The sequence below is a fragment of the Paenibacillus sediminis genome (assembly GCF_017873765.1).
Taxonomy (GTDB): domain Bacteria; phylum Bacillota; class Bacilli; order Paenibacillales; family Paenibacillaceae; genus Paenibacillus_AG; species Paenibacillus_AG sediminis.
In genome coordinates, this window is the sequence record NZ_JAGGKP010000002.1 from 120,723 (window position 1) to 134,444 (window position 13,722).

Genomic DNA, 13,722 nt, shown 5'->3' on the forward strand with positions numbered 1-13,722 from the left:
GAATTATACTCCGTTCGAAAATAATTACAAACCCCGTATACAAGCAATTTCTTAATATTTTCATGCGAATTTCATCTTTTTCTTATCGTTTTGTCACTTTTTCTTTCTCACGAAGTACTTTCATAGCAAATTTCGGCAGCGCAAGCATTCTTTTGTATCTCGTAGGTTCGCGCAGCAGTCTGAACAACCATTCCATGCGCATTTGTTGCATCCATTTCGGAGCCCTTTTGCTCTTACCCGAGATGACATCAAAGCTTCCGCCAACACCCATGACAACCGGTACACCAAGCTGTTCTTTATAGCGAGCGATCCATGGCTCTTGAGTCGAGACCGAGCGAGCTACAAATAAGATGTCAGGCGCAGCCGCTCGAATGTCTTCAATGACAGCTTGATCTTCTTCTGGTCCAAAATAACCGTCGCGGTATCCTACAATATGCACCCCTGGATATTCCAATCCCAATCTGCGTACGGTTTCCTGAATAACTTCACTCGTCGATCCGAGAAGATACACTTTCCAATGATAGCTTTCTCCTACTTTCATCAGTTCATGTAACAGGTCATAACCAGCTACTCTTTCTGCTACGGGTTCGCCTACATAGCTGGCAGCCCATACGACACCTGCCCCATCAGGGACGACGAGATCTGCACTTTTCATGACGGACATATATTCAGGGTTCTCCAAGGCTGTCATCACCATAATCGGATTCCCCGTAATAATTTGATGCGGCTTCCCGGATTTCACCATTTCCGTTACATAAGCAACAGTATCGGTCATTCCGAGCTTACTAAAAGGAATACCATAAATAGACACGGTCGGCACTTGACCTAACTGATTCACAAGTTCTCATCCTTTACGTAAATAATCAATGATGTGCTCAGCTGGCAGCTGAGCTTCACGTTTCAAACGAGCAATACTGTCCTCGTGTGCTGTACGCCAATCATCACCATGTTCAAGCAGCTTCTCCAGTTCGGTAGCAATAGCGCCCCCTGACAATTGTTCAGTCGTACCAACAGGCTTGCTGTCAATCCGATGAAGGAAATGATCGATTTTCGGATCATATGAAATGCCGAGCAGCGGCACCTGCCTAGATGCTGCATAAATTAAACTGTGCAGTCTCATTCCGATGACGGCCTGACACTGGCTCACTTCGCGAAGCATTTCCTGCGGATGCAAAGCATCTTGACAGATGCTCACTTTGCTTCCGCTACTCTCCACTTCTTGTATCTTGTCCATAATGTATCGTGACGCCTCTTCATCCGCTGGCAAATGAAAAGGAAGAAAGCGCAAGTGAACATTTCTCCGCTCTGCCAGCTGTTTCAACCCCTGAGCAATACTGTCCAGTTCTCTGCGCTCCTTATTCCAGAAGCGAACCGAAATACCAATCCGAGGGAGATCATCGTCTGCAGCAGTATGACTGCGATCATTCTCTGGCAACGGAAGACCCATTACGGGGTCAGGCACAACCTGTACCTTCTTCGGATCAAGGCCCATCGAATGCAGCAGCTCAGCTGATTGTTCATCACGTACAGAAATATAGGCACACTTCTTAAATACCGATTTAATCAATGGATGAAAAAGTTTACGGTTCACCGGCCCAATGCCTTGAGCATATATAAAGGTCGGTTTACGCATCCACTGTGCTAATTTCAAAATCGCTAAATAATAAGGTATCGTCTTCGCACTCGTCACGTCCTGCAGCAAGCTGCCGCCGCCGCTAATGAGCCCGTCGCTCTCCTTAAGAGCTTGTCTCACTTCGCCGAGCTTCATGCGGTGAACGGCACGCACGCCATAGACTGAGCTTGTCCATTCTGGGTCAATGGAAAGCACTATTGGCTCCACTTTAACTCCGGCTTGTCTACCCTGTTCTTCGAGTGCAGTCAGAATCGATTTCAGGACAGCTTCATCTCCGCTGTTCTTAAATCCATAATAACCGGATATGACTATGGTTTGAGAAGTCGTGGAGACCATCTGTGCCAACACCTTTCAGCAATTTGGAGTACACCTACAAAAATAAGACCAATGATTAATCCGAGCCCCATACCTAGGAAGTCTCGAATGATGGATAGAATAACAGGTGTATGAATATGTGCAAATGTATCCACCATAGAGAGCTGACCGATAGCACCGATAATGAGCACAATAATCGCACGGCGATATTTCAAGGCGACGAACACGCCTGCCACAAAGAGCGGATGCCCCATCAAAAATTCCTTGGTCCGCGGTCTAACATGGAATGTATTTTCCAAGAAAGAACGGAACGACATTTCTAACGGGGATACGGTTCCGTTATTACCGGTACGAGACAGATAATATAATCCAATAACCCCGATCACTGCAACTGCGATCACCCAAAGTACGGTAATTGGCATACGCAATACTTTGCGAATTTCAGAAGTAACCGATTTTCCTCTGTATAAAAAGATATATAACGCGACAAGCCCAATCGGAGCCGCATGCAGCAAACTTACCCCGCGGAACTGATCGAGTCTTAATTGATAAGTAACATTGTTGAGTAAAGCAATGACATATGGTACGGCCATGAGTGATGTGAGTGAAGTGGTTATGAATAACACCACTGCGTGAGCAAGCCGTTTGCCTGCAGGCAAATTAGGGCTTCGTTCGCTTACTTTTCTCACTTTGCGTACCGCCAGCACCATCGCAATCGTCGGTCCGCTAATGGCTACGAACAGCGCCAGCGCTTGTTCAAATACATGTGAGCTGAGTAAGAACAATCCGCTACTACCGACAAGACCTAGCACAAAAGCAATAAGTGTAATTCCTGGAATGAAATACGAAATACATAATGCTACAAAAGCAACTCCTGCGCCAGCTACAATCAGTTTCAAGTATCGCTGCCATGAAGAATCGACAACCTTGAACGGCTCAGCTTGTCCAAGCTCAAATCCATTTTGCTTGATTCGATCGATTGACGCCCCTGGTTCATCTAAGCTTTTGATCAAATTATCGAGCGGATTAGAAATCTCAGCCTTCGTTAGATCACGAGTTGGCCCCGCATTGAGATACAGCATTCGAATGTTACGGTCTTTCGTAGCTAAGGCGAAACGATCTGCAATCGTGTCCACATCAAGACTCGCGTCTGCATCACTTAATGAATACAGGCGAACGACATTGTAATGAGTCAAATAAGCAAGCTTATTAAATCCAAGTTGCGGTTTTTTCAAATTTTCAATAGCAGCAATGCCAATACCGTGCTTATTCAGCACTTCAGCAAACGCAGCCAAGCTGTTCATCTTCGCATTATCATTGTAACCTTTAACGGAATCCCCATCAAACAAGATGCGCTTAACACCCATAGCCTCATATTTGTCAAACAACTTCTCCATCGCTGCTTGATTATACGGAATCGTATCTGCTAAACGAGGCAGAATGATAAATCCTTTGTCATGCAGCATTTGCATCGTTATTGGATCGGGCTGCATGGGCTTAAGCATTGCATCCTCTGGAGACGTCTTCAGAAGAAGGCCCGCTTGTCCATGGAAAGTCCACGGAGATACTTCAATGCCAAGCGATGTAAAAGTCTCAGTTATGATTGGCGATAGAGTTCTCTCATATTCTTTATTTGTAAAAAGAATGTAGGTGAAGTTCTCATTTACCGGAAGGACGCTTTGCGTTAAGTTCGCAACATCCTTAGAACTGTATATCATAATGCGCCGCGACTTTTGGAGTTCATCCAGCGTACTATCATAAAGCGCCATTGTTGAGACGCCGGCCTGTTTTAATTTATCAAGCTGCTCATTAATAAAATCTGCAGGTTTCGGCTGAAAATCTGCAATGTCGACCAAATCACGATAATCAAATACGATTTCTACCTTTTTCGATGACGATTCTGTCTTCATGCGATCATAAATTACAGGCAGAGCCGCAATGATCCCGATCACAACGATTACCCACAACCATTTGCGGGAAGCCTTATTCCAATGCTGCCACTTCTGAATCACTAAAGTACCTCCTCATAATAAATTCTGAAACCCCTTCGGAAATGTTCACCGCCCGAAGAGGTCACAGAACGAAAACTTATCTATGAACATTAATCTGCTAAGCATCCACGCGTCCCATGACTTCAGTTACTAGACGACTTAAAGTATTAGATGCTTCTTCCTCCGAATCAGCGCGAACCGCAAAATACACTTTTATTTTCGGTTCGGTACCTGATGGACGTAAGCAGAACCATGATCCATCGGCTAGTATAAATTTAAGCACATTTTCCTTAGGAAGCCCATCCATTCCAAGCGAGTAATCGAGCACCTGCTCTACTTCGATTTGTGCCACCTGCTTAGGTGGTTGCTCGCGCCAATCGGACATCATCGCTTGAATGCGCTCTACCCCGTCTTTCCCTTTGAAAGTACGAGATTCTAAATGTTCTTTGAAAAACCCAAACTCCGTATATAGCTCTTGCAGCACATCGTACAGCGTCTTGCCTTGCTGTTTGTAATATGCTGCCGCTTCACAAATGAGCATCGACGCGAGTACTGCATCTTTATCTCTTGCATAATTGCCTGCAAGATATCCATAGCTTTCCTCATAACCGAATAAATAAGTATACTCGCCCGAATTTTCAAATTGCGTCATTTTCTCACCGATATATTTGAAGCCCGTCAACGTATTCATGACCGCCGCTCCAAAATGTTCGGCGATGACAGCGCCCATCTCGCTGGTGACAATCGTTTTGACAACTGCGCCATTATTAGGAAACTGACCAGAAGCTTTAAGCTGACTAAGCAAGTAGTAGACCATAATCGCTCCGGATTGGTTACCGCTTAAGACAACATACTCGCCATCATTATTTTTCACGGCAGCGCCCATCCGATCGGCGTCAGGATCTGTACCAATAAGAATATCGGCATCTATCTGCTCGCCGAGCTTGATCGCCATTGTAAAAGCTTCGCGTTCTTCCGGATTTGGTGATTTTACAGTGGAGAAGTTCGCATCAGGCTGCTCCTGCTCAGGCACAACAGTCACCTTAGTGAATCCGATTTTCTCAAGAACTTGGCGAACTGGAATATTCCCAGTACCATGAAGAGGTGTATATACAATTTTCAATTCGCTGCCCGCTCCAGACTGAATAAGCTCACGGTTCACACTTACACTTGCCACCGTATTCACAAAGGCTTCATCTTCTTCTTGGCCAAGCCATACGAGCAGACCTTTCGCTTCAGCTTCCTCGCGTGACAATTTCCGTACAGCGGAGAAGGAGCGTACTTCCCCAATGTAGCGGATTACCTGCTCAGCTTCATCCGGGACGAGCTGTCCGCCTTCGGCATTATATACTTTATATCCATTATACTCAGGCGGGTTATGACTTGCAGTTATGACAATACCGCCATTCGCCTGCAAATGACGAACTGTAAAGGACAACTGCGGTGTGGGACGGAGCGATGGAAATAATTTGGCTGCAATACCGTTCCCAGCGAGCACCAGCGCGGCCTCTAATGCAAACTCTGGCGAGAAATGACGGGAATCATGCGCGATGACAACGGAAGGAACTCCTTCTCTTCCTTTACATTTCTCCAAAATGTACTCGGCAAATCCTTGCGTTGCACGACCAACCGTGTACAAATTCATTCGGTTGCTTCCTGCACCAATAACACCGCGGAGCCCGCCTGTTCCAAACTCCAAGTCTTTGTAAAACCGATCTTCCAGCTCTTTAGGATCTCCCTCCAGAGAACGAAGCTCCTGCTTCGTAGGTTCATCAATGAATGAATCTTGAAGCCAAAGCTCCAATGTTTGTGCAGCTTTTTCACTTAGTTGCGTCATCGCGCGCAGTCCTCCCCTGCCCATATAATCATTTAAGATTTAAGCATTCGTTAAAGCAAACATAATGTCACCTTCGGCGACGATTTTATCTGCAACTTTGGCTGTAGCATGACCTTTGCCAATCGTTCCTTTAAGTCTTGTAATTTCAACTTCAAGAATCAACGTATCACCTGGCACAACTTGTTCTCTAAATCTGAAGCCATCGACTCCGGCTAGGAGACCGATTTTGCCGCCGTTGCCATCCATTTTGAGCATCGCAACAGCCCCTACTTGTGCCAAAGCCTCCACGATAAGCACACCCGGCATCACCGGATAGTCAGGAAAATGTCCCATAAAAAATGGCTCGTTCATCGTCACATTTTTCAGTCCAACCGCTCGTTTACCTTCTTCCAGCTCTAAAATTCGGTCTACGAGTAAAAATGGGTAGCGGTGTGGAATAATTTCTTGAATTTGTTTGATATCTAGCACTAGGAAAACCCCTCTCACTATATATTGCTGCATATTTTAAAAAATGCCTGGTCATACTGTAACTATCCTTCACAGCTGCAGAAGTGAAGGTTCAGATAAGGGGCTTATCCATATTCGGTCATTTCCGAAAATGGACTTAGCCCTTTTGTATTTTTATTAAATATGTACTTGTCTAGCATAAGCGTATGTGCCTTTTTGCTTGCAAGTCCCCAATTATTATACATTTTTCCGGCATAAAAAGAAAACTCCTGCAAGCAGGAGTTTACATCGAATAACCTTATTCGGCAAAAATCAAATCGAACAGATGCCGCCAGGTGCTCATATGAAATACATCATGAATAGACTGTTTTCCGATAACAACGTATCCAATAATCAATCCGCCCAAGATTGCGATGATGAAAAGAAACGGAATCATGATTCGAACAGCAATGACCCATTTTCTAGATGTCTTCTTCCTTGCTGGCTTGTCTTGTTCACTCATGGATTGTCCACCTATCCACGCAAATTGTTCGCTATGCTCATCATGTTGTCACTGGATGTGAGCGCTCTTGCAGCAAGCTGATATGCACGTTGTGCTTGTGTTAAGTCAGTCATTTCCTTAGTCAAATCTACGTTGGACTGTTCAAGGAATCCTTGACGAACAGACGCTTGATCTGTGACAGGATTGAACACATTACTCGCGTTTGCCCCCGCTGCCAACTTATACAAATTGCCTCCAGCTTCAACAAGCGACTCAGGACGCGCTACTTCTACTAAATTAAGCTGGGCAACGACGTTCTCATTGCCGGCTAGGTCAATTTCGGTCACATTCCCTTGCGCATCGACTCGAATATGGGAACCGTTAGCCACTTGGATTGGTTGACCATTCGTATCCAGTACAAAGTAACCTTGGTTGGTTGTTAGGAACAAATCACCATTGCTATCAGGGGACAATTGAAAATCCCCTTCTCTTGTCCAAGCCTGGGTACCTCCGGCATCAACAGCAAAGAGGGCGTTGCCTTGAATGGCAAAATCCGTCTCTTTCCCTGTCTCTTGCAGCGAACCTTGAGACATATTGTATGTCGATGCAGCAAGATAAGAACCAAATCCTAAATTATAGCCTAATGGAGACTTGCGCCCTGGCAGATCATATTGTTTCGATTGATCCTGTACGCGTGTAAGCGTATCTTCAAATGTAGCATCTTTGCTCTTATAACCAACGGTATTCACGTTCGCTATATTGCCCGAAATGACGTCGATTTTCTGCTGAATACCTGCAAGTGATACACTTGAGCTAATCATTGAGTTATTCATTAGCAGCCTCCTGGAATAACATATCTAATGTATGATTTAGCATTATACTCGGCCGAGCTCATTTACTGCTTTATCCAAACTCTTGTCATAGTATTGTACAACCTTTGAGTTCGCTTCATATGCCCGCAATGCCGTCATTAAATCAGTCATCGATTGCGCAGGGTCAACATTGGAGCTTTCTAAAGAGCGCTGACGAACTTCTGCCTCTTGCCCTGGTTGCAGAGCTTGAACCCCCGCCTGACTCGGATTGTTAACACTATATACGCCATTGCCTTCACGAATCAAAAAGTTCGGGTTATTAACGACACTAATGAGCATCTGCTGACCCGTAGGATTACCTTGCCCGTCAAAAAACTGACCTTGACCATCCACAGTTAATTGATCGATCGGAGCATTAGGTACAATTGGCTTATTATTCGTATCAAGCACTAAGTATCCTGCAGATGTAACAAGCTGCCCCTGACTATCCAGATGAAAGCTGCCGTCACGAGTATATCGAATCTGGCCTTGATCATCTTGAACCGTAAAGAATGCCTGAGGCTGATAGGTGATATTTCCTTGCGCATCTACATATTTGCCTGATGCATCAAATGGGATGTTCTGTCCATTTTTGACCACGTTAATGTTCGATATAATGGCGAAATCAGATGCTTTATCCGTGTTCGTTATCGTTCCTTCAACGAAAGAAGGAAGACTCTCTTCAGCGAAAACACCCGTGTTCAATTTACCAATTTGAGCATTGGACTGCCCGTTATCTCCGTTCACGAGCCCGATCAATACTTCAGGAAATGACCTGGACACACTGTTAACTTCTTTATAGCCTGGCGTATTGATATTCGCAATGTTCTGAGTCACCGTATCATGTATGCGCTGCTGAGTCATCATTCCTGCTGCAGCTGTATATAATCCTCTAAGCATCTTATGTAAATCTCCTTCCCCGCATTATCCTCTATACAATAATATCGGCAGGTTAGAATTTTTTCTTAACGACATGATCTAAATTATCGAGCATGATGCCCGTTCCTTTTACGACGCAGTGCATTGGGTCTTCAGCTACCAATACAGGAACCCGAAGCTCATCTGCGAGCAGCTCGTCCAATCCGTTAAGCAGTGCTCCTCCGCCTGTTAGAATGACGCCCCGATCGATAATATCCGCTGACAGTTCTGGCGGTGTCCGTTCAAGCACTGATTTGGCAGCTGCCACAATCAAAGATACAGGTTCCGACAGCGCTTGCTGTATTTCGTTTGAGCGAATGGTTACCGTGAGCGGAAGACCTGTTACCATGTCTCGTCCGCGAATATCCATTTCGGCTTGGCGGCCGTTTGGAAAAACGGTCCCAATGGAAATTTTAATGTTCTCGGATGTCCGTTCACCAATTAACAACTTATATTTGTTCTTAATATATTTCATAATAGCTTCATCGAACTTGTCCCCTGCGACTTTAATAGAAGAGGCGGTAACGACATCACCCATAGATAAGACAGCTACATCTGTCGTTCCTCCGCCAATATCTACGACCATATTGCCGCTAGGCTGATAAATGTCCATCCCAGCGCCAATAGCCGCCGCCTTAGGTTCTTCTTCCAAAAACACTTCTTTGGCCCCACTTCGTTCTGCTGCTTCACGAATGGATTTCTGCTCTACCGAAGTAATGTTTGCAGGTGCGCAGATTAGAATGCGGGGACGGCTATGCCAACTGCGTCCTCCTACTTTCTGAATGAAATATTTCAGCATCATTTCGGTAATTTCAAAGTCAGCAATGACACCATCTCGGAGAGGTCTAATGGCTACGATGTTGCCCGGTGTTCTACCAACCATACGCCTTGCTTCTTCACCTACAGCAAGGACTCGTTTAGTATCGCTTTCAATGGCTACAACAGAAGGTTCGTCGAGCACAACCCCCTTCCCTTTGACATGAATAGACACATTCGCCGTGCCTAAATCAATTCCGATATCCTTGCTAAACATGATTAAAGAGCCCCCAAAGTGTTATTTTTTGGTAAAAGAAATCGTTATCCGCTATCCGCTTCAAAGTCTTGTTCGACAAAGGTAAACACTATTTTGCATATATCGGGAATAAAGGATAAAATTCTTTATCTTGTACCACTTTTTAACATATCATACTTTAGGGGGAGTATTCAATTAATTTCTGTGTCGGTTATTTAGTTCTGTTATTTTATTGTGGAAGCCACCTCACGTTTCTTGTTATTTGATTTTTTATACTTAATTTTGGTTGCTTCGCCGCCGCGAAGATGACGGATCGATTTGTGGTATTCGAGAATGTGCTTTACTTGCTCTGCAAGATCCGGGTTAATTTCCGGCAAACGTTCGGTTAAATCTTTATGCACGGTGCTTTTGGATACGCCGAACTCCTTGGCGATCGTACGAACCGTATGCCTCGTCTCTACGATGCAACGCCCAATCTTAATGGTCCGTTCTTTGATGTAATCGTGCACGCTCCCGCCTCCCTACTCGAGATAGTTTGGTACATTATATGAGGGGCGTGCCTATATATTCGCGCTTTCCAAGCATGACAAGCCTATAGAACTGCATTTATTTTAAAAAACAAACAAAAAAGACAAGGACTATAGTCCTTGTCTTGCAGAGAAATGTGCAAGTATCCTTTATTTTTGCGGCAGGAGCTTCTCAGGATTTACAGGCTCACCGTTTTCATACACTTCAAAATGAAGATGGTTGCCAAGATCTTTTTCCATTTCACTTTGTCCAGCCGTCGCTAACGTATCGCCTTGCTTCACTTCAGCATCCTTCTTCACTTTGACATCGCTTAAGCTTTGGTATACGGTCTTCAGGTTATTCGCATGTGTAATCTCAACAATGTAACCCATTAACGGAACCTCTTCCACACGTGTCACTTTACCACTCATAGCTGCTTTTACTTCAAAAGGCTTGCCATCTTCACGGCCTAAATCGATACCCACATTCGGTACGAATGTATCCTTGTATTGTACCATTGCCGCTTGATGGTCTTCCGCTGAACCCTCTGAATCATAGAATGGTTTGGTCACTTTGACTTCATCAGATTTCGCGACCGGCCATGTTAAGTTCTCAGCTTCTGCGATGACTTCCTTAGCGTCGTCTCCACTTGTAGTAGGTTGATCAGTTCCCTTAGTTTGATCTACCGTGTCTGTGACACTAGCGGGGTTCTGATCTAGCGCTTTGTTGCTTGTACCCTGGTAGACCCACACTAAGGTTAGTATAATTGCTGCTGCGGCCATGTAAGCTGCCGGGTATACCCACCGTTTCGACAACAGCCTCTTCCATCCAGAAACTTTCACTACCGGTTCTCCCAGACCTTTTTTAGGAGAGCCATCGTGATTTTGACTACTTTTATTTTGTTCATTCATATGGTTATCACCTCAGTAACCATTGTTACCACGGCGATTTCTTTTATACCTATCTTTCAATTCATTTTTTAAGATTTTAAGATATGGATTTATTTTTTAAGTTTTCTAGCAGTTTTGAAGCGTGTTCAAACTCAATTCCAGTATAGTAGTGTTGAAGAATTTGCGTTGCTGTATAGCCTTGCTGAGCCATCCCGTTTGCTCCCCATTGACTCATACCGACACCGTGCCCATTGCCATAGGTCGTAATTTCAATAGATCCGCTTGTGATTCTCCAAGTAAATTCAGTAGAGCGAAGACCTAATCTTTCTCTAACCTCCTTGCCTGTAAACAGCATGCCTCCTATATAGATCTCCTTGATACGATGACCTGCGGTCGTCGATACAATATGAATTGGCGACTCACCTTGGGTTCCCGTTATCGTCTGAACCGTCTGTCTCGGAAGATTTAATAGCCTGTCAAAATCAGATATGGTGATTGAAACGGTCTCTTTATAGTTTGCGGCAATCTCTTGATCCCATGGACTTGTTACACTGCGGAGATAAGGGATCTTCTGCTGCCAATAATCTTCAGAGTTTTCAGTGTATCCATTGCTGGACGAGAAAAAAGTGGCCATAATCGGCTCGCCTTTATAGGTCATCACTATTCCTTCTGTCTCCATCACTGCGCGCTGCAGCTTGGCGAGCTCTTTCCGCCCATCTGCGCTGCTCCAATCTCTACTTAACTTCTCTTGTGATATATAAGCCTGGTTCTCCACTGTATCCGTAACATCGGCCCCCTGTACTGGAACACCGCTTGTATCACCCGTTACTAGTCTTCGTACAATATAAGTTCGAGATGCAATCGCCTGCGCCTTCAGAGCTTCCATCTCAAACTTAGCCGGCATTTCGGCGGCGAGCACGCCGACAACGTATGATTCGAGCGGCAGCGTTTCAATCTCGCCTGTACCACTCAGGTACACGCGGATGTTCGGCTGTGCCTTTGCCGATTCAGGAGCAGGCAGCGTCTTCGCAGGCGAAGCCGTCTTGGCAGGGACCGGCGTGTCCTGCGGACTGCCGGACCGGTGTACCAGTGCTGCCGGCAGCAGCAGCGCTGTAATCATGAGCGCCGCCAGCCATATGGCGGCGCTCTGCTTGTCGCCCTTCGGCGGGCGTATCCATCCCAGTCGTGAATGTTGTTTCTCTCGATTCATGTTCTTATTCATCTTAAGCTCAGTCCCCCAAAACGGATACACTCTACTCTGCACGTATCCTATCTTCACAATCGCTATACTCATAGATATGAACTTTTTCAGACTGATAGAACTGATTTACGAGAGTTCGCAGAACGCAAAAAAAGAAGCCAGGCTTCACGCCTGACTTCTTTTTTAATACTTTTATCAGATTACAATTTGTTACTTATACCGTTGTTGTTTGAATCTTTAGTCCCTTCTTATTTTGCTCTTTAGAAGGTTCTGAGGAGGTCTCCAAGACCGGCTCCTCCACGGATACGCGCCATATATCAGCACCGAGACCTGACAATTTTTCCGCTAAATGAACGTAACCACGGTCAATATGATGTGTACCGCTCACTTCCGTTGTTCCCTCTGCTACCAAGCCTGCACATATAAGCGCTGCACCTGCGCGCAAATCTGTTGCGGTTACTTTGGCACCAGTAAGCGGAACTCCGCCAGTGATAATTGCGGAACGGCCATCTACTTTGATATCCGCATTCATTAAGTGAAATTGTTCGACATGCATAAAACGATTTTCAAATACAGTCTCTGTAACGACACTCGTTCCTTCTGACACAAGAAGCAATGCCATCATCTGCGACTGCATATCCGTCGGGAAGCCGGGATAAGGAAGTGTCTTGACATCCACTGCTTTCAGCGGCTTGTCAGCAATGACACGTACACCATTCTCATCCGGAATAATCGTAACGCCCATTTCTTCAAGCTTCGAGATGACAGGTGCTAAATGATCTGCAATTGCGCCTTCAACATACACATCTCCACCCGTAATCGCAGCTGCTACCATATATGTTCCAGCTTCGACTCGGTCAGGAATGACAGTATGCTTAACACCGTGCAGCTTCTCTACACCTTCAATGCGAACCGTTCCTGTGCCTGCACCGCGTACTTTGGCACCCATACTGTTCAAGTAATTGGCCAAATCGACAATCTCAGGCTCTTTCGCAGCATTCTCAATAACCGTAGTTCCTTCGGCTAGTGTAGCAGCCATCATTATATTTTCAGTAGCCCCAACGCTGGCAACATCTAAATAGATTTTAGCCCCGCGGAGTTTACCTTCCGTTCTAGCTTCGATATAACCTTGTCCTAAATTAATTTCTGCCCCCATCGCTTCGAAGCCTTTCAAATGTTGATCTATCGGTCTAGTACCGATAGCACAACCTCCTGGCAGCGATATGCGCGTATATCCCATACGCGTAAGTAATGGACCCATGACTAAGAATGACGCCCGCATTTTGCGTACCCATTCGTAAGGGGCCTCACAAGATGTTAGGTGCTGTGCATTTATATGAATAACTTCATTGTCATATTTAACACTGGCTCCTAATGATTCTAACACCTTAATAATCGTCATCACATCGTCAAGTGGAGGTGCGTCAAAAATGACACTTTCTCCTTCTTCGCCTAGAAGAGAGGCAGCGATGATCGGAAGTACTGAATTTTTAGCTCCGCTGACTTTGACGCTTCCGGTCAATCTTTTGCCACCGCGGACGATAAATTTGCTCATCATGTTTCCCTCCGCGTTTCATGTTCTCTTTTCTTTTCTAGAAAAAAGACTTTTCCTAATAAATAACTAACCTACATCTTATCA

At 45.1% G+C, this 13,722-nt stretch carries 13 protein-coding genes; all 13 read right to left on the reverse strand.

What is annotated here, in order from left to right; translation table 11 throughout:
* Positions 1–82 precede the first annotated feature (82 nt).
* Positions 83–838 (reverse strand): WecB/TagA/CpsF family glycosyltransferase, encoded by a 756-nt coding sequence (locus J2Z20_RS07690; RefSeq protein ID WP_342454283.1) that lies wholly within the window; start codon positions 836–838, stop codon positions 83–85.
* A 6-nt stretch (positions 839–844) separates the two neighbouring features.
* Positions 845–1,969 carry a polysaccharide pyruvyl transferase CsaB gene (gene csaB / locus J2Z20_RS07695; RefSeq protein ID WP_209847701.1) on the reverse strand — a complete coding sequence of 375 codons (1,125 nt, stop codon included), beginning with the start codon at positions 1,967–1,969 and terminating at the stop codon, positions 845–847.
* Positions 1,942–3,960: a DUF5693 family protein gene (locus J2Z20_RS07700; RefSeq protein ID WP_209847704.1), complete on the reverse strand. Its 2,019-nt coding sequence runs from the start codon at positions 3,958–3,960 to the stop codon at positions 1,942–1,944. Before J2Z20_RS07700 ends, csaB begins: the two co-directional genes overlap by 28 nt.
* A 97-nt stretch (positions 3,961–4,057) precedes the next feature.
* Positions 4,058–5,776 carry a phospho-sugar mutase gene (locus tag J2Z20_RS07705; RefSeq protein WP_209847707.1) on the reverse strand — a complete coding sequence of 573 codons (1,719 nt, stop codon included), beginning with the start codon at positions 5,774–5,776 and terminating at the stop codon, positions 4,058–4,060.
* 39 nt (positions 5,777–5,815) lie between these two features.
* On the reverse strand, positions 5,816–6,244 hold the full coding sequence (fabZ, locus tag J2Z20_RS07710; RefSeq protein ID WP_209847710.1) for a 3-hydroxyacyl-ACP dehydratase FabZ: 429 nt from the start codon (positions 6,242–6,244) through the stop codon (positions 5,816–5,818).
* A gap of 277 nt (positions 6,245–6,521) precedes the next feature.
* Positions 6,522–6,725 carry a DNA-directed RNA polymerase subunit beta gene (locus tag J2Z20_RS07715; RefSeq protein WP_209847713.1) on the reverse strand — a complete coding sequence of 68 codons (204 nt, stop codon included), beginning with the start codon at positions 6,723–6,725 and terminating at the stop codon, positions 6,522–6,524.
* Positions 6,726–6,736: 11 nt separating this feature from the next.
* Positions 6,737–7,537 carry a flagellar hook-basal body protein gene (locus tag J2Z20_RS07720; RefSeq protein WP_209847716.1) on the reverse strand — a complete coding sequence of 267 codons (801 nt, stop codon included), beginning with the start codon at positions 7,535–7,537 and terminating at the stop codon, positions 6,737–6,739.
* A 42-nt stretch (positions 7,538–7,579) separates the two neighbouring features.
* Complete coding sequence (locus tag J2Z20_RS07725) at positions 7,580–8,455, reverse strand: flagellar hook-basal body protein (protein ID WP_209847719.1); 876 nt, start codon at positions 8,453–8,455, stop codon at positions 7,580–7,582.
* Positions 8,456–8,507: 52 nt separating this feature from the next.
* On the reverse strand, positions 8,508–9,506 hold the full coding sequence (gene mreB, locus J2Z20_RS07730) for a rod shape-determining protein (protein ID WP_209847722.1): 999 nt from the start codon (positions 9,504–9,506) through the stop codon (positions 8,508–8,510).
* A gap of 203 nt (positions 9,507–9,709) precedes the next feature.
* Positions 9,710–9,994, reverse strand: coding sequence for a sporulation transcriptional regulator SpoIIID (gene spoIIID / locus J2Z20_RS07735; RefSeq protein ID WP_209847724.1), 285 nt, complete (start codon positions 9,992–9,994; stop codon positions 9,710–9,712).
* A gap of 168 nt (positions 9,995–10,162) precedes the next feature.
* Positions 10,163–10,903 (reverse strand): stage II sporulation protein SpoIIQ, encoded by a 741-nt coding sequence (gene spoIIQ, locus J2Z20_RS07740; protein WP_209847727.1) that lies wholly within the window; start codon positions 10,901–10,903, stop codon positions 10,163–10,165.
* A gap of 76 nt (positions 10,904–10,979) precedes the next feature.
* Positions 10,980–12,104 carry a stage II sporulation protein D gene (gene spoIID, locus J2Z20_RS07745; RefSeq protein WP_245252098.1) on the reverse strand — a complete coding sequence of 375 codons (1,125 nt, stop codon included), beginning with the start codon at positions 12,102–12,104 and terminating at the stop codon, positions 10,980–10,982.
* A 193-nt stretch (positions 12,105–12,297) separates the two neighbouring features.
* Positions 12,298–13,638 carry a UDP-N-acetylglucosamine 1-carboxyvinyltransferase gene (gene murA, locus J2Z20_RS07750; protein WP_209847731.1) on the reverse strand — a complete coding sequence of 447 codons (1,341 nt, stop codon included), beginning with the start codon at positions 13,636–13,638 and terminating at the stop codon, positions 12,298–12,300.
* Between the last annotated feature and the right edge of the window lie 84 nt (positions 13,639–13,722).

Coding starts and splice junctions, on each gene's coding strand:
- J2Z20_RS07705 (WP_209847707.1), bottom strand. CDS start 5,776: ATGACGCAACTAAGTGAAAAAGCTGCACAAACATTGGAGCTTTGGCTT.
- spoIIQ (WP_209847727.1), bottom strand. CDS start 10,903: ATGAATGAACAAAATAAAAGTAGTCAAAATCACGATGGCTCTCCTAAA.
- spoIID (WP_245252098.1), bottom strand. CDS start 12,104: ATGAATAAGAACATGAATCGAGAGAAACAACATTCACGACTGGGATGG.
- J2Z20_RS07715 (WP_209847713.1), bottom strand. CDS start 6,725: ATGAGTGAACAAGACAAGCCAGCAAGGAAGAAGACATCTAGAAAATGG.
- J2Z20_RS07725 (WP_209847719.1), bottom strand. CDS start 8,455: ATGCTTAGAGGATTATATACAGCTGCAGCAGGAATGATGACTCAGCAG.
- J2Z20_RS07720 (WP_209847716.1), bottom strand. CDS start 7,537: ATGAATAACTCAATGATTAGCTCAAGTGTATCACTTGCAGGTATTCAG.
- csaB (WP_209847701.1), bottom strand. CDS start 1,969: ATGGTCTCCACGACTTCTCAAACCATAGTCATATCCGGTTATTATGGA.
- mreB (WP_209847722.1), bottom strand. CDS start 9,506: ATGTTTAGCAAGGATATCGGAATTGATTTAGGCACGGCGAATGTGTCT.
- murA (WP_209847731.1), bottom strand. CDS start 13,638: ATGAGCAAATTTATCGTCCGCGGTGGCAAAAGATTGACCGGAAGCGTC.